The sequence below is a fragment of the Hymenobacter sp. DG01 genome (assembly GCF_006352025.1).
Classification (GTDB): Bacteria; Bacteroidota; Bacteroidia; order Cytophagales; family Hymenobacteraceae; genus Hymenobacter.
On sequence record NZ_CP040936.1, the window covers coordinates 2,170,419 to 2,184,884 of the forward strand.

The 14,466-nt window shown below is 60.1% G+C and carries 14 protein-coding genes and 1 tRNA gene; 11 read left to right on the forward strand and 4 right to left on the reverse strand.

The features are described from left to right. The first annotated feature begins 16 nt into the window (after nt 1-16). The 7 genes from FGZ14_RS09090 to FGZ14_RS09120 all read left to right on the forward strand — a co-directional run bounded on the left by FGZ14_RS09090 (nt 17) and on the right by FGZ14_RS09120 (nt 6,266). Nucleotides 17-802 (forward strand): PASTA domain-containing protein, encoded by a 786-nt coding sequence (locus FGZ14_RS09090; protein ID WP_139923491.1) that lies wholly within the window; start codon nt 17-19, stop codon nt 800-802. A 131-nt stretch (nt 803-933) separates the two neighbouring features. Then, on the forward strand, nt 934-2,805 hold the full coding sequence (locus tag FGZ14_RS09095) for a T9SS type A sorting domain-containing protein (RefSeq protein WP_139923493.1): 1,872 nt from the start codon (nt 934-936) through the stop codon (nt 2,803-2,805). Nucleotides 2,806-2,908: 103 nt separating this feature from the next. Continuing rightward, nucleotides 2,909-3,208 (forward strand): rhodanese-like domain-containing protein, encoded by a 300-nt coding sequence (locus tag FGZ14_RS09100; RefSeq protein WP_139923496.1) that lies wholly within the window; start codon nt 2,909-2,911, stop codon nt 3,206-3,208. A gap of 184 nt (nt 3,209-3,392) precedes the next feature. Beyond that, nucleotides 3,393-3,845, forward strand: coding sequence for a MarR family winged helix-turn-helix transcriptional regulator (locus FGZ14_RS09105; protein WP_139923498.1), 453 nt, complete (start codon nt 3,393-3,395; stop codon nt 3,843-3,845). Nucleotides 3,846-3,881: 36 nt separating this feature from the next. Beyond that, nucleotides 3,882-4,319, forward strand: coding sequence for an organic hydroperoxide resistance protein (locus FGZ14_RS09110; RefSeq protein ID WP_219601102.1), 438 nt, complete (start codon nt 3,882-3,884; stop codon nt 4,317-4,319). Between the two features lie 147 nt (nt 4,320-4,466). Then, nucleotides 4,467-5,462: an NADP-dependent oxidoreductase gene (locus FGZ14_RS09115; protein ID WP_139923500.1), complete on the forward strand. Its 996-nt coding sequence runs from the start codon at nt 4,467-4,469 to the stop codon at nt 5,460-5,462. Between the two features lie 123 nt (nt 5,463-5,585). Then, nucleotides 5,586-6,266 carry a type 1 glutamine amidotransferase domain-containing protein gene (locus FGZ14_RS09120; RefSeq protein ID WP_139923503.1) on the forward strand — a complete coding sequence of 227 codons (681 nt, stop codon included), beginning with the start codon at nt 5,586-5,588 and terminating at the stop codon, nt 6,264-6,266. An 85-nt stretch (nt 6,267-6,351) separates the two neighbouring features. Here FGZ14_RS09120 and FGZ14_RS09125 read toward each other — a convergent pair whose 3' ends face one another. Next, nucleotides 6,352-8,271, reverse strand: a complete 1,920-nt coding sequence (locus FGZ14_RS09125; protein ID WP_139923505.1) for an ATP-dependent DNA helicase RecQ — start codon at nt 8,269-8,271, stop codon at nt 6,352-6,354. Between the two features lie 297 nt (nt 8,272-8,568). On the opposite strand from FGZ14_RS09125, the gene FGZ14_RS09130 reads away from it, so the two are divergent. Next, nucleotides 8,569-9,114, forward strand: coding sequence for a hypothetical protein (locus tag FGZ14_RS09130; protein WP_139923507.1), 546 nt, complete (start codon nt 8,569-8,571; stop codon nt 9,112-9,114). A 54-nt stretch (nt 9,115-9,168) separates the two neighbouring features. Here FGZ14_RS09130 and FGZ14_RS09135 read toward each other — a convergent pair whose 3' ends face one another. Then, a complete protein-coding gene (locus tag FGZ14_RS09135; RefSeq protein WP_139923510.1) occupies nt 9,169-9,972 on the reverse strand; it encodes a hypothetical protein in 804 nt (267 codons plus the stop codon). Nucleotides 9,973-10,416: 444 nt separating this feature from the next. After that, the gene (locus FGZ14_RS09140) at nt 10,417-11,073 is read right to left on the reverse strand and encodes an ABC transporter ATP-binding protein (RefSeq protein WP_139923512.1); all 657 of its coding nucleotides are present in this window, start codon (nt 11,071-11,073) and stop codon (nt 10,417-10,419) included. Between the two features lie 294 nt (nt 11,074-11,367). Here FGZ14_RS09140 and sucC point away from each other — a divergent pair, with 294 nt between their 5' ends. Both sucC and FGZ14_RS09150 read left to right on the forward strand, forming a co-directional pair. After that, entirely contained in the window at nt 11,368-12,573 is a 1,206-nt protein-coding gene (gene sucC / locus FGZ14_RS09145; RefSeq protein ID WP_139923515.1) for an ADP-forming succinate--CoA ligase subunit beta, read from the forward strand. Between the two features lie 124 nt (nt 12,574-12,697). Further along, a complete protein-coding gene (locus tag FGZ14_RS09150) occupies nt 12,698-13,573 on the forward strand; it encodes a transglutaminase family protein (protein ID WP_139923517.1) in 876 nt (291 codons plus the stop codon). Between the two features lie 90 nt (nt 13,574-13,663). On the opposite strand, the gene FGZ14_RS09155 is transcribed toward FGZ14_RS09150, so the two are convergent. Continuing rightward, nucleotides 13,664-14,155 (reverse strand): organic hydroperoxide resistance protein, encoded by a 492-nt coding sequence (locus FGZ14_RS09155; RefSeq protein ID WP_139923519.1) that lies wholly within the window; start codon nt 14,153-14,155, stop codon nt 13,664-13,666. Nucleotides 14,156-14,309: 154 nt separating this feature from the next. On the opposite strand from FGZ14_RS09155, the gene FGZ14_RS09160 reads away from it, so the two are divergent. Further along, nucleotides 14,310-14,381: transfer RNA gene (locus FGZ14_RS09160), tRNA-Arg, on the forward strand. Nucleotides 14,382-14,466: the final 85 nt, after the last annotated feature.

Consider the following 14,466-nt stretch of genomic DNA (forward strand, 5'->3'; position numbering starts at 1 on the left):
CTCTAATTCTCCCCTGATGTCTTTCTTTAAATCCGATACTCCGGCCGACCTGCTCAAGCATGTGCTGGTGATTTTGCTGGCGACGGGTATCCTGGTGTTCGGGTTCTTTTACGTGTACCTGCCCATCACCACCAACCACGGCGAAACCATTGTGGTACCGAAGATTACGGGCATGAGCCAGGCCGAGCTGGAAGACTACCTCGACGAGCGGGACCTGGCCTACTTCGTGGACGACAGCACCTACGACGCCTCCATCCGGCCCGGCACGGTGCTTACGCAGGAGCCCAAGGCGGGCGAAAAGGTGAAGGAAGGCCGCAAGATTTACATTTCGGTGGCCATGAAGAACCCACCCGTCATCAAAATGCCCAAGCTGACGGACGGCTCCCTGAAAAACGCCCAGCTCATCCTCAAAAGCTACGACCTGATTGTGGGCCAGATTAAGCTGGTGCCCAACATCCAGAAAGATGCCGTGCTGCGGCAGTTTGTGGGCGGCAAGGAGGTAGCGCCCGGCGCGGCCATCACCAAAGGCACCCGCGTAGATCTGGAGGTAGGCGACGGTCTGGGCAACCAGGAATTCCCGGTGCCCAACCTCGTGAACATGCCCGTTGATGAGGCCACTACCCTGCTCGTGGGCCAGGGCCTGCAGCCCGGTGAAATCTTCTACCAGGAACCCGAAGAAGGCCAGGCCGAAGGCACCGTGGTGAAGCAGCGTCCCGTGCCCGGCCCCGGCACCACCATCCGGATGGGCCAGCTCGTGGACCTCTGGGTAGCCGGCCAGGAGCCCGTGAAGGAAGTGCGCTAACTCTGCGCCGACCCAAGGCTGAAATACAAGTGAAAAAGGTTCGTTGGTTATACCACGAACCTTTTTTCGTTTCTGTCCGTGAGAGAAGCACGGCCGCCTGCTCTTGGTTGGTTTCTGTTACTTTGTTATCAATGACTCGTTTTCTACGCTTTCTGCCCGCTGTGCTGGTAGCGCTGAGCCTGCTGCCCCGGGTTGGCTTTGGGCAAGTGCTGGTTCACCCGCTGGGTACCGAGCCCGCGCACCGGGCCGCGCCCGCCCCGGCCCGCCGGGCGGCAGTGCTGGCCCTGCCGTTCTTCGATGATTTTTCAAGCCAGCCCGAGGGACAGCCCGACGCCCGGCGCTGGGAAACCTCCGGTGGAACCCTGGTTAATAACCGCTACCCCCGCCGCCCGCCCACCAAGAACGTGGCTACCCTCGACGGGCTCGATGCCCAAGGCAAAGCCCGGGGGCCGGTGTCGTTTATTGGGGAAGGCGACCTGCTGACTTCCCAGCCCCTGGACCTAAGCGCCCTCAGAACCACCGACAACGTGTACCTGAGCTTTTTCTGGCAGGCCGGCTCCATCTTCGGGCCGCCGGCTCCCAGCGGCTCGCGGCCCATTGCCCTGTACGTCGATTTTCTGAGCCAGAGCAACCAGTGGGAGCAGGTGTGGCAGCTGCGCAGTCCCGGCGACACAACCGTATTTCGCTTCCAGGCCCTGCCCGTTAATCAGGCGCAGTTTCTGCACGCCGGGTTCCGGTTCCGGTTTCGGATGAACGGGGTGCTCTACAACAACCGCGACGCCTGGAGCGTGGACTACGTGCGCCTGGACCGCAACCGCACCGCCACCGACTCTACGTTCCGCGACATAGCCGTAAGCCGCGCCCTGCCCAGCGCTCTGAAGCGCTACACCGCCCTGCCCGTGGCCCAGTTCAACCAGAACGCGGCCCAGGAGCTAACGGACCGCACTGGCACCACCGTCAATAACTTCGATATTGGTCCGGCCCCTACCCCCATCAGCTGGACCGGAACCCTGGCAGTGCTGCCCGGCGGCCCCACCAGTCAGTTTCTCACCGGCGGCCGCTCCCTCGATGCCAACGCGCGCCAGCTGCCGGTAACGGGCAGCGTGCGCACGGCCAGCGTGCCGCTTACCACTACCCCCAAGTTTCTCCGTCAGCGCCTCACCCTGCTCACCAATGAAATCAACCTGCTTACCCAGCCCAACGATACCCTGAGTCGGGTAACCGTCCTGAGCGACTACTTTGCTTACGACGACGGGACGGCCGAAGCCAGCGTGAGTCTGCCCACAGCCTCTACCGGCCCGGCCAGTTACCTAGCCTTGCGCTTCGACCTAAACCAGCCCGACCAGATCCGGGCCATTCGGCTGTATCCGGTGCTGGCCACGGCGGCCGGGCGCGCCATCACGCTCAACATCTGGGACGACGACGGCACGGGTAAGCCCACGGCCCGGCCCAAGGCCACCAAAGCCTACACCATTCCCGCCACCCTGCCCGAGGGACAGTCGTTTGTGGAGGTGGCCTTTGATGCGCCGGTACCCGTGAGCAACCGGTTCTACGCCGGCTATGGGCAGGCCGCCACGCCGCAGTTCGTGGAGTTTGGACTGGATTTGAATAACGCGTCGCCCCCCGGCTACCTGCTGCTGAATGCGCTGGATACCTGGAGCGTTAACAACACCGCCACCCCCACCCGCCCCGCCGGGGCCCTGATGCTGCGGCCCGTAACCGGCAGCACCGTCACGGGCACGGCGGCCCCGGCCGAGGTGGCGGCTACCTACTTGCTTTACCCCAACCCTACCCCCGCCCAGGGCCGGGTGCGAGTACAAGGGCGCTATACCCAGGCCGTGGTGCTTGACGCCCTGGGTCGCGTGGCCTGGGAGCCGCCCGTAGGGCAGCAGGGCCAGCCCGAGCTGCTGTTGCCCTCCTTGCCGGCGGGCCTGTACTTCGTGCGCCTGACCCTGCCCGACGGCCAGTTGGTAACCAAACGGCTATCGGTGCTGGCGCCGTAAACGGGCCACTGGCGCCGGTGTGGCGGTTTCTTGCTATTGTTGTGCCTGGGCAGGCTTACATGCACGCTTTTCCTCACTCTTCACCCCCTGACAACTATTCTCCATGACTGACATCATCCCCGCCGAACTAAAGGAGCGCCAGGCTGCCGGTACCGCCCCCACCATCATCGACGTGCGCGAGACGTGGGAAAATGCCGAAGCCAGCATTGCGGGCAGCCAGAACATTCCGCTGGGCGAGCTGCCCGGCAAGCTCGACGACCTGGACCACCTCAAAGACCAGGAAGTAGTTGTGCATTGCAAAGGCGGCGGCCGCTCGGCTTCGGCCAAAGCCTTCCTGCAGCAGCAGGGCTTCCAGAACGTGCGCAACCTGCTGGGTGGCATGCAGGCCTACCAGCAAGCCTAACGGATCTGCTTCACTCCGCAAAAAACCGACTCTGCCAGCTGGGCAGAGTCGGTTTTTTTGCGCTACCGCTATTGGTAGTTGAAAATTTACTTTCTGACAGTCAACCTTTTGAAACGAAGTTAGCAATTTAGTTGTACACAATTAAATAGCATGAAATATAATTCCCTTTCTTTGTTCAGCTTTTATGAGTAACCCAACGTCTTCTTCTGCTCCCAACCCACTGCTCCAACTGGAAAACCAGCTGTGCTTTCCGCTCTATGCCCTGTCGCGGATGGTTACGAAGGCCTACCAGCCGCTGCTGCAGGAACTGGACCTGACGTATCCGCAATACCTGGTATTCCTGCTCTTGTGGGAGCACCAGGAGCTGACGGTAAAGGAGCTAGGCGAAAAGCTGCTGCTGGACTCCGGCACCCTTACGCCCCTGCTCAAGCGCCTGGAGCGGAAGCAATGGATCAGTCGGCGCCGCGACCCGCGCGACGAGCGTTCGGTTATTATTGGGCTGCTACCAGCGGGGCAGGCCCTGCAGGTGCAGGCCTGCAAGGTGCCGGAGCAGATTTTTGCTCAGCTCAACCTGACTCCAACCGAATTTGAGACGCTTCGCTCTCAGCTGAATACCCTCTTAACCCAACTGGCCTAAGGCCACTTTTCTTTCATCCCTTCTTGTCCCCTTCTTATGAAAATCGAGAAAATCTTCACGGCTCAGGCCAAAGCTAAAGGTGGCCGCGACGGTCAGGTTACTTCCGAGGATCAGGTGCTGAACCTGGCCCTGAGCACGCCCAAAGCCATGGGCGGCCCCGGCAAAGCTGGTGCTACCAACCCCGAGCAGCTGTTCGCGGCCGGCTACGCGGCCTGCTTTGAGGGTGCCCTGGGGGTAGCAGCCCGCCAGGCCGGCGTGAAGCTGGAAGGCGTGACGGTGGAAGCCTTCATCGGTTTCGGCAAAGCCGAAGACGGTGGCTACGGCATCTCGGCTGATCTGCACGTAAATATTCCCGGCGTAGAGCAAGGCCAGGCCGAGCAGCTGGTAGAGGCCGCCCACGGCATTTGTCCCTACTCGCGCGCTACCCGCGGCAACATCGACGTAGCCCTTACGACCACCACCAACCCGGCGTAAGTATCGGCTAACCGGTAAAATGCTGTCATCCGGCGTGGAGCGCAAGCTCTTCGGCTGCCCAAGCGGTTATCCTACCGCATCCGGGCGCGAAGAGGCTTGCGGCCCGCGCCGGATGACAGTTTTCTTTTTCTCACTCCTTTCCACACCATGCAAAACCAAACCATTCTGCTGGCCAGCCGCCCTACCGGCACGCCTACCGCCGATAACTTCCGCTTTGAAACCAGCGAAGTGCCCGCCCTCACCGAAGGCCAGGTGCTGCTGAAAACCCTTTACGTTTCCGTGGACCCTTATATGCGCGGCCGCATGAACGAGGGCAAATCGTACGTACCGCCCTTCGAGCTGAACCAGCCCGTAGCCGGCGGGGCCGTTGCCGAGGTGATTGACAGCAAACTCCACAGCCTGCCCGTGGGCTCCCTGGTAACCGGTAACCTGCCCTGGCAGCAATACATTGTATCGGCGGGCCAAGGCCTGCAGGTTATTTCGGCCGATGAGGCGCCGGCCAGCTACTACCTCGGGCTGCTGGGCATGCCCGGCCTGACGGCGTACTTCGGGCTGCTGGATATCTGCGACCCGAAGCCCGGCGAAACCGTGGTGGTATCGGGCGCGGCCGGCGCGGTAGGCCTGATTGTGGGTCAGATTGCCAAGATCAAAGGTGCCCGCGTGATTGGCACGGCCGGCTCCGACGAGAAGGTGGCCTACCTGAAAGAGCTGGGCTTCGACGAGGCCATCAACTACAAAACCGCCAACATTCCGGAAGCGCTGGCCGCCGCTGCCCCCCAGGGGGTTGACTGCTACTTCGATAACGTGGGCGGCCCCATCACAGATGCCGTGTACGACCTGCTCAACAACCACGCCCGCATTGCCCTCTGCGGACAGATTTCCAGCTACAACGACGCCCAAGCGCCCATGGGCCCACGCCCTGAGGGCAAGCTTCTGAAAACCAGCACCAAGCTACAGGGCTTCATCGTGAGCAACTACTACCAGCGCTGGCCCGAAGGCGTAAAGCAGCTCACCGAATGGTACAAGGAAGGCAAGCTGCGGGCCGAAGAAACTGTGACAGAAGGCTTCGACCAGATTCCGACGGCTTTCCTGGGCTTGTTTAAGGGCGAAAACACGGGCAAAGCCATCGTGAAAGTAGCCTAGCGGAAGCACGCAGGGGGTTGGGGCTGCACCCGTTGAGTGTGGTTGCCTCTCCCCTGCCATTGCCTGAACCGCTGCTTTATCACTTGCTCGACTTACTTATTTCTTCCATTAAAACTGACTTCGATGAACATCTTACTGGTGCTGACCTCGCACGATCAACTGGGCAACACGGGCCACAAAACCGGCTTCTGGCTGGAAGAATTCGCCGCTCCTTACTATGTGTTCAAGGATGCCGGCGCTACCCTTACCCTGGCCTCACCCCTGGGCGGGCAGCCACCCCTCGACCCCAAAAGCGACGACCCCAGCGCCCAGACCGAAGCCACGGAGCGCTTCAAGCAGGACCCGGAGGCCCAGCAGGCCCTGGCCAACACCGTCCGGCTCGACACCATTTCGGCCGCTGATTATGATGCCGTGTTCTACCCCGGCGGCCACGGTCCGCTCTGGGATTTGGCCGAAGACCCCAAGTCCATTGCCCTAATTGAAGCCATGTACGCCGCCGGCAAGCCCGTGGCGGCTGTGTGCCACGCGCCGGGCGTACTGCGTCATGTAAAAGCGCCCAATGGCGAACTGCTGGTGAAAGGCAAATCGGTAGCGGGCTTCACGAACACCGAGGAGGCAGCAGTACAGCTCACCGACGTAGTGCCTTTCCTGGTGGAAGACATGCTGAAGCAGAGCGGCGCCGACTACTCCAAAATTGCCGACTGGCAGCCCTACGTAGTGCGCTCCGAAAACCTGATTACCGGCCAGAACCCGGCTTCCTCGGAGCCAGCTGCTCAGGAGCTGCTGCAGTTGCTGCAGAAGTAAGCACCCGTCCACAACGCGAAAAAGTCGCCTTAGAATCTGCTGAGGTGACTTTTTCGCGTTTATCAGGATCCTCGGCCAGCATTGGCTACCCTAGCCTTCCGTCGGCGGCGTAGCGCAGCTCTCCTAGCTCCACCAGCTCCCGCAGCAGTTGCGTGATAGCAGTGGCCTGGCCCGGCGCAAACTGCGTGAGCACTTCGCGGGGCGTTTGGGGGGTAGCCTTCAGCAGGGTCACTAGCCGGGCCCGCAACTCAGGGGCCGGAGCCGCTTCCTGGCGGGCTTTCTTTTTCGCCAGACAAAAGTCGCAGACGTTGCAGGCGGGCGCGTCCAGCTCGCCGAAATACTCCAGTAGCAGCTGCTGGCGGCAGCGCCCTCCGGCGGCGTAGCGAATTACCGATTCGGTTTTGTGATGGGCTAGTTCCCGGGCCTGCTGCAGACGCTTCTGATCCAGGGGCAGCTTGTCGGCATCGAAGCGGGGGGTAGTAAACAGGGCCTGGGGTGCGTTGTGGCTGGGCTGGTACTGGATAATGCCGGAGCGGTGCAGAAACACGAGCATCTTGCGCACATCCAACACGCTCAGGCGCAGGTGATGGGCCAGACTGTTCTCCGAAATCCGCTGGAAACCGGCAAACAGCTCACCCCCATTAAAGCGCAGCAGACTCTTAATCAGCTGGTCGTGCTGCTGGTTGGCTACTTGAAATCGGTACAGGTCGGTATGGTCGATAGGGATGTGGACGCGGGCCGGGTTGTTCACGGCTTCGTTCAACTGCACGAACCCCTGGCGCTCCAGGGTGCGCAGGCTGTTGTGCGCGTCCAGGGCCTTGATGCGGTAGGTTTCCGTGAACTGCTGCAGGTCGAAGTCGAAGGCCACCAGCTCGCCCCCGCCCACCGCCGTGCGCGAAAAGTTGGCCAGGGCCTGGTACACCCGGCGTACAGTGTCCAGCGGGGGGTAGGATTGCTGGGTGCGGCGGCGCAGCTCGTCGGCATCGCTGGGGCCCTGCAGCAGCACGGCAAAGGCGTACTTCTCGTCGCGGCCGGCACGGCCCGCTTCTTGGTAGTAGGCCTCCAGGTTGTCGGGGGCTTCCAGGTGCACCACCAGCCGCACATCGGGCTTATCGATGCCCATGCCGAAGGCGTTGGTGGCCACCATGCAGCGCGTTTTATTCTGCATCCAGTCCTGCTGGGTGCGGGTGCGCTGCTCGGCAGGCAGCCCGGCGTGGTAGGGCGCGGCCGCTACCCCCTGCTGGCGCAGGTAGGTGGCAGCTTCCTCGGTCTGGCGGCGGGTGCGGGCATACACGATGCTGGTTTTCTCGGCCCCTACCCCCCGCACTACCTCCAGCAGCCGCCGGAGCTTATCCTCGGTGCTCAGCACCGAATACGACAGGTTGGGCCTTGCGAAGCTCTGCTGAAACACCCGATGCGAGGCCCCGAACCGCAGCTTCTCCACAATATCCTGACGGACCTGCTCGGTGGCGGTGGCCGTAAGGGCAATGCAAGGCACGCCGGGCAGCAGCTCGCGCAGCTCCTGAATGCGCAGGTAGGGCGGGCGGAAATCGTAGCCCCACTGGGAAAGGCAGTGCGCCTCGTCCACGGCCAGCAGGCTCACTTTCATCTTCGGCACCCGCGCCCGGAACATGTCCGTCAGCAGGCGCTCGGGGCTCACGTACAGGAACTTCACCGGCCCGTACACGCAGTTGTCTAGGGTCTGGTCGATTTCCTGGTGGCTCATGCCGGCATATACTGCCTCCGCTTTAATGCCGCGCTTGCGCAGGTTTTCTACCTGGTCCTTCATCAGGGCAATCAGCGGCGACACCACCAGGCAGAGCCCTTCCCGCGCCAGCGCAGGCACCTGAAAGCAAATGCTTTTGCCCCCGCCCGTGGGTAGCAGAGCCAGCGTATCGTGGCCGGCCAGCACCGCCCGAATGATGTCTTCCTGCAGAGGCCGAAACCGGGTGTGGCCCCAGGTTTGGCGCAGTACGTGCAGAATATCGTCGGTGGCGGGGAGCAAGGTAAACGAGCAGGTAGGCAGACTACGAAGGTAACGCCCCGCCGCTGGAATCAGAAACCCGCCCCCCGTCCAGGTCAGCCAGAGCAAGCCTTGCCAGACAGGCTGACTCAGCCAGCAGCCTATATCCCTAGCGCGACAGTTGCTTGGGCTTGCAATAAAATGGGTTGATTTAACTTCGGAGTGCTGGACAAAAGCTATATTGAATTTCTGAATTAGTTTGAAATCAGCCTTGAAAATGGCTTTTCGCTTTTCAGCAGGCATTTTACTCTGGTTTTCCAAGCCGCAACCCCGCATTGAATGAGTTTACAGCTGCTCACCGAAACATCAGCCATTTCCGTTTATCTGGATACTGAAAACCACTGGATTTATGTGGACTGGCAGGGAGACCTTACCCTCCCGGTAGTGCAGGCCAGCTGCCTGACCATTGCCCGGTACGTGCTGCTGGGCTCCTATACCAAGGTTCTCAACGACAACACCAACGTTCTGAGCCTCAGCCCCGATGTATCGCCGTGGCTGGCCAATGAATATCTGCCGTATGTTACGCTGGGTGGGGTGAAATACATTGCCTGGGTGTACTCGCCCAACATGAGCACGCAGTGCTACACGGATATTGCCCTCTTCAACCTCGATTCGCCAGTGGTAGCCCTCTTTTCCGATACAGCCTCGGCCTGCATGTGGCTGCAGGGGGCGCGGTTTACAGCGCCGGCCGCGCAGGGTAGCGCTGCTGAAAACCAGGACCTGCTGCTGCAGGTGCTTAAGAGCCGTAAGGACGCGGCCCCGCTGGTAGCGGCCCTGGAAAACAGGAGTACTGAGGTGCCCGGCTCTTTGCCAAATGAAAACTAAAAAAGCCCGCTGCCGAATGGCAGCGGGCTTTTGGTATAGCAAGCGTGGGGCCGCTTAGGCAGCGGCGGCCTGACCATTCTCACGGTCGTCAATGGCTTTCTTCAGCTTGGCAATGGCCTGCACGGCGCGCTCCTCGTCCAGACGGTTGATGTTCAGCAGCATCTTGGTCTTCTCGGGGCGAGTGATAACCGGGTGGTTCAGCAGACGGATGATTTCCTCCTTCTGCGAAGCCGTAGCGTATGCAGGGGCCGGAGCCTCCGCGGCAACCGGCTCGGCGGGCACCGCCTTCATGGGGGCCGGCGCTTCAGCGGCTACGGCAACCGGAGCAGCGGCCGGGGCTACTGCCATGGCGGGCTGGGCTGCGGCGGGCGTGTTGCCACCGTACTCCATTTCCTCGGCAGGGGTAGGCTCGTAACCAGCGGCCCGAATGATCCAGGCCAGAATGTTGCGGTAGGCTTTGCCGATGGCCCGGGTCTGGGCCATGCTCATAATGGCAAACTCCTGGTAGAACTTCTTGCCCTGCTCTTTATTCGAGCAGATAGCAAAACCAGCCCCTACCGTGTGGCCCGACTTAATATCGAACAGCGTCACCTTCGCCTGGTACTTAATCTCTTGCTCAGTCGAAACGTTGATGACGTGGTCCACGATGGGCACGATGCCCAAGCGCGAGCCGGCGTACTGCCAGCCTTCCACGTTCACAAACTCCTTACCCTGCACCGTGGTGCTGAGCTTGTTGTCCTTGATGAATTTAGCAAGGTCCGTCGCCAAGTGCAGCGTCTCGTCGGAGCGCGAGATGTCAAAGCTCTCCACTTTAGTCTTACGAACCGGCTCTTTGATGGTCTTAGTTGCTTCGCTCATGGCGTCTTTCCTTTTATGTCCTGTAGTACCGTATTGTGTTACGTGAATATAACCAAGCAGCCCGCTAAAAGGTGCAAAAACGCTGCTTTTTATATGTATTTTTTATTATTGATTATCAGATACTTACAAATATAATTTCCAAAAACTTTAGCCGGCATCTGTTTTTAGCAACCAGTACTCAAAAAAAGCCTCTTCGCAGCGGCTTTGAGTAGCTCGTTTCAAAGGCAGAGCCTACCCAACCGCCCGGCTTAGCGCTGCCACCGACCCAGGGGTTCCGGCCAGCACCAGGGGGTAGGCCGATACCGTTCCAGCGGCGCGTACGGTAACCAGTCGGACGCCTCCGGCATTGGGCTGGCCCCGGATAGGTAGCAAAAGAAAGAGGAGCGGCCATTAGATGGCCGCTCCTCTAATAATCAATTTCTGCTATGTTATAGTTCCGCTCTCCTACCCCTCCCAGATGTTGCCATCCTTCATGGTAATCTTGCGGTCGGCCATTTCGGCCAGCTGGTCGTTGTGGGTCACGATGACGAAGGTTTGGCCCAGCTCCTTGCGCAGCAGAAAGAAAATCTGGTGCAGCTCCTGGGCATTCTGCGAATCGAGGTTGCCCGAGGGCTCATCGGCGAAGATGATTTCGGGGGAGTTGATAAGGGCCCGGGCTACGGCCGTGCGCTGCTGCTCGCCCCCGCTCATTTCGGAAGGTTTGTGGTCGGCGCGGCGCTCCAGGTTCAGCATCCCGAGCAACTCGCGGGCCCGCACGCGGGTTTCCTTCTCGGAGCGGCCGGCTAGGTAAGCCGGCAGGCACACGTTTTCGAGGGCCGTAAACTCGGGCAGCAGGTTATGAAACTGGAAGATAAAGCCGATGTGACGGTTGCGGAACCGGGCCAGATCGGAGCGGCCCAGGGAGCTGACGGATTCGCCGTCAAAGAGCACTTCGCCGGAGTCGGGGTTGTCGAGGGTGCCCAGAATGTGCAGCAACGTGCTTTTTCCCGCCCCCGACGAGCCAACGATGGACACGATTTCCGATTTCTCAATCGTAAGGTCGATGCCCTTGAGCACTTCCAGCGTGTTGTATTTTTTGCGAATGTTGATGGCTTGCAGCAAAACGGAACCAGGTAAAGTGAGCCCGACGGGTACGGGAAACAAATCTACGGAATGTAGCGCGTTGCGGTAGTGCCCACCCGGCGGAAATACCCCGGCTGGTTTTGGGCAGTGCCGGGCCGGAACCCGCCCTGCCGCTGCCCGGCGCGAGCAGGGCTCATATAACTATCGGCTCATTTTTAGGTTAGTGCAGGTAAAAACTCACCCTCCTAACCGGCAACTGGCAACTGGCAACGGAAAACTGCCTACTTTCGCGCCTAGTAAACCACCCCCATACCGGACCCTTAACTGACCTCTATGAACATTCACGAGTATCAGGGCAAAGACATTCTGAAGCGTTACGGCGTACGCGTGCAGGAAGGCATCGTGGCCGATACGGCCGAAGAAGCCGTTGAAGCTGCTAAAAAGCTGACCGAACAAACCGGCACCGGCTGGCACGTTATCAAAGCCCAAATCCATGCTGGCGGGCGCGGCAAAGGGGGCGGGGTGAAACTCGCCAAGAACCTGGAGCAGGTAAAAGAAATTGCCGGCCAGATCATCGGCATGCAGCTGGTAACCAAGCAAACCGGCGCCGAAGGCCGCAAAGTGCACCGCGTACTGGTGGCCCAGGACGTGTACTACCCCGGCGAGTCGGAAACCAAGGAGTTCTACATGAGCGTACTGCTGGACCGCACCACCGGCCAGAACGTCATCATCTACACCACCGAGGGTGGCATGGACATCGAGGAGGTAGCGGAGGCGCACCCCGAGAAAATCCACAAGGAGCACGTTGATCCGCGTGTGGGGCTGCAGGGCTTCCAGGCCCGCAAAATTGCCTTTAACCTGGGCGTAGAAGGCGAGGCCTTCAAGGAGATGGTGAAGTTTGTGCAGGCCCTCTACAAAGCCTACGACGACACCGACTCCAGCATGTTCGAAATCAACCCCGTGTTGAAGACCTCGGACAACAAGATTCTGGCCGTGGACGCCAAGGTAACCCTCGACGAAAACGCCCTCTACCGTCACAAGGACTTCGTGTCCCTGCGCGACACCAACGAGGAAGATCCGCTGGAAGTGGAAGCCTCGGAGTCTAACCTGAACTACGTGAAGCTCGACGGCAACGTGGGCTGCATGGTGAACGGCGCCGGTCTGGCCATGGCTACCATGGACATCATCAAGCTTTCGGGCGGTGAACCGGCCAACTTCCTCGACGTAGGGGGTGGAGCCAATGCCCAGACCGTAGAAGCTGGCTTCCGCATCATCCTGAAGGACCCGAACGTAAAGGCCATCCTGATTAACATTTTCGGGGGCATCGTGCGCTGCGACCGGGTAGCCAACGGGGTGGTGGAAGCCTACAAAAACATCGGCACCATCAACGTACCCATCATTGTACGTCTGCAGGGCACCAACGCCGAGGAAGGCGCCCGCATCATTGATGAGAGCGGCCTGAAAGTATATTCGGCTGTGCTGCTGAAAGATGCTGCCCAGAAAGTAAAAGAAGTGCTTGCGGAACAGGGCATTTCATAGGTTTTTTCCTATATTTTCTGGTACCTTACAGTGCCCACCTGGTTTACCGGGTGGGCATTTTGTTTGCCTGCCACCAACCCGGCCCGGTTTCCTTCCGTTTAGAGCAACTCACCAGCGTTTTACTATGTCCGCGAAGACTTTTACGCTTTGTTTGCTGGCCCTCAGCCTTTTTGGTTCTCCTACTCAGGCCCAGACCGGGCCGGGAGCCGGCCTGCCCTACCCCTACCTCACTACCCTCGATCCGGTCCCCTACCCCTTCCAGTACAGCTCGCCCAAATCAGACTACCTGACGCGCTTCCGGGAAATGTATGGTCTGGATCAGGTGGTGGCCTCGGAAACTACCGACCTGGGCCGGGCCCGCGCCTTGTGCCGCTGGGTGCACTTCCGGCTAAGCCACGACGGGCACAAACAGTTTCAGTCCCAAGATCCGTTTGCCATTCTGAAGGCTGCCATGCTGGGCCAGCAGGTGCAGTGCGTAGAGTTTGGGCTGGTGCTGGCGGCGGCCTTTAACGCGGTAGGTATTCCGGCCCGGCCGCTGTACCTGAAAGCGGCCAACGTGCAAACCAAAGCCTCGGCCGCCGGCCATGCTCTGGCCGAGGCCTGGCTGCCCGACCTGGGCAAATGGGTGATGGTAGATGCTCAGGCCGATATTATTCCGCTGCTCCACGACAAGCCCCTGAACGCCGTGGAGCTCCAGCAGGCCCTGCTGGCCGATGATCCGGCCCTCGGCGTACTGACCTCCACCGAGGCCAAGCCCAAATCGTACTTCAAGTGGGTGGATCAGTACCTGTTTTACTTTGACACCGTGATGGACAACCGCTACGGGGTGAAATCGGCACGCACCGGACTGATGCTTGTGCCGCTGGGGGCTCACAAGCCCGTTATTTTTCAGCGCACCGAAGCCATTCATAATATGCGCTACACCAACTCGGTAGCTACCTTCTACGCCCCGCCTGCCAACACCGACTGGCTGGCGGCCGGCACCGAAGAGACCCGCTAGTTGGCTCCCGGGTGCCCATCTACAAACAGCAGGCCCGGCTACTCTGGTAGCCGGGCCTGCTGTTTGTAGATGGGTAACGGAAGGCACGGGTTACTGCACGCCACCGTTTGCGGCTACGCCTGCGTTTTCTTCGGCCTGCACTGGCAGCGGCTCGCCCTGCACGCGCAGTTCTACCTCAATGTTGCCACGGGTGCCCACCGAGTACGGGCAGATTTTGTGCGCCTGACGCACCATGTCAATGGTTTTTTCCCGGTCGAAGGCTTTCAGATCCACATCCAGCACCGCCGACAGGCCGTAAGCCTCGCCATCCTGGAACAAGGAAACCGAGCATTTGACCTCCGTTTGCGGATCAAGACGGTCGCCGGCCCTCTGAGCAATAACCAGCAGAGCCTGCTGGAAGCAGGACGAGTAGCCAGCGGCAAATAGCTCCTCGGGGTTGGTGGCGCCTTTTTTGCCGCCCAGGCCCTCCGGCACCGACATGTCCAGGTCAATGATGCCGGTGGCGGAGCGCACATGGCCGCTGCGGCCGCCGATGGCCGTAGCATCGGCCGTATATAGGGTCTTTTTTTCGGTGCTTGCCATACAAGATAGGTTCAGGTGATGTTGGTATCCGAATTTAACTGCCCTGAGCCGCCGAAGGTTACCGACGAGCTGTACAGGATTTTGCGGAAAATGCGGATTACTGTTTGGCAGCCCCGCATTTTCTCTCTAGTTTTGCCACCCACTACACTACCCTGGTGGCGTAGTACAACGGATAGTATGGGAGTCTCCGAAGCTCTTGATCCAGGTTCGATTCCTGGCGCCACCACGTAAAAGCCCCTTGCCTGCTCAGGCGAGGGGCTTTTTGTTTTACCGTTTGCCTATGAGAACATCCGATAGGCAACCCACTGGCA

Excerpts from the sequence above, each read along its gene's own strand:
- FGZ14_RS09090 (WP_139923491.1), top strand. The coding sequence starts at position 17 with ATGTCTTTCTTTAAATCCGATACTCCGGCCGACCTGCTCAAGCATGTG.
- FGZ14_RS09095 (WP_139923493.1), top strand. The coding sequence starts at position 934 with ATGACTCGTTTTCTACGCTTTCTGCCCGCTGTGCTGGTAGCGCTGAGC.
- FGZ14_RS09100 (WP_139923496.1), top strand. The coding sequence starts at position 2,909 with ATGACTGACATCATCCCCGCCGAACTAAAGGAGCGCCAGGCTGCCGGT.
- FGZ14_RS09105 (WP_139923498.1), top strand. The coding sequence starts at position 3,393 with ATGAGTAACCCAACGTCTTCTTCTGCTCCCAACCCACTGCTCCAACTG.
- FGZ14_RS09110 (WP_219601102.1), top strand. The coding sequence starts at position 3,882 with ATGAAAATCGAGAAAATCTTCACGGCTCAGGCCAAAGCTAAAGGTGGC.
- FGZ14_RS09115 (WP_139923500.1), top strand. The coding sequence starts at position 4,467 with ATGCAAAACCAAACCATTCTGCTGGCCAGCCGCCCTACCGGCACGCCT.
- FGZ14_RS09120 (WP_139923503.1), top strand. The coding sequence starts at position 5,586 with ATGAACATCTTACTGGTGCTGACCTCGCACGATCAACTGGGCAACACG.
- FGZ14_RS09130 (WP_139923507.1), top strand. The coding sequence starts at position 8,569 with ATGAGTTTACAGCTGCTCACCGAAACATCAGCCATTTCCGTTTATCTG.
- FGZ14_RS09135 (WP_139923510.1), bottom strand. The coding sequence starts at position 9,972 with ATGAGCGAAGCAACTAAGACCATCAAAGAGCCGGTTCGTAAGACTAAA.
- sucC (WP_139923515.1), top strand. The coding sequence starts at position 11,368 with ATGAACATTCACGAGTATCAGGGCAAAGACATTCTGAAGCGTTACGGC.
- FGZ14_RS09150 (WP_139923517.1), top strand. The coding sequence starts at position 12,698 with ATGTCCGCGAAGACTTTTACGCTTTGTTTGCTGGCCCTCAGCCTTTTT.
- FGZ14_RS09155 (WP_139923519.1), bottom strand. The coding sequence starts at position 14,155 with ATGGCAAGCACCGAAAAAAAGACCCTATATACGGCCGATGCTACGGCC.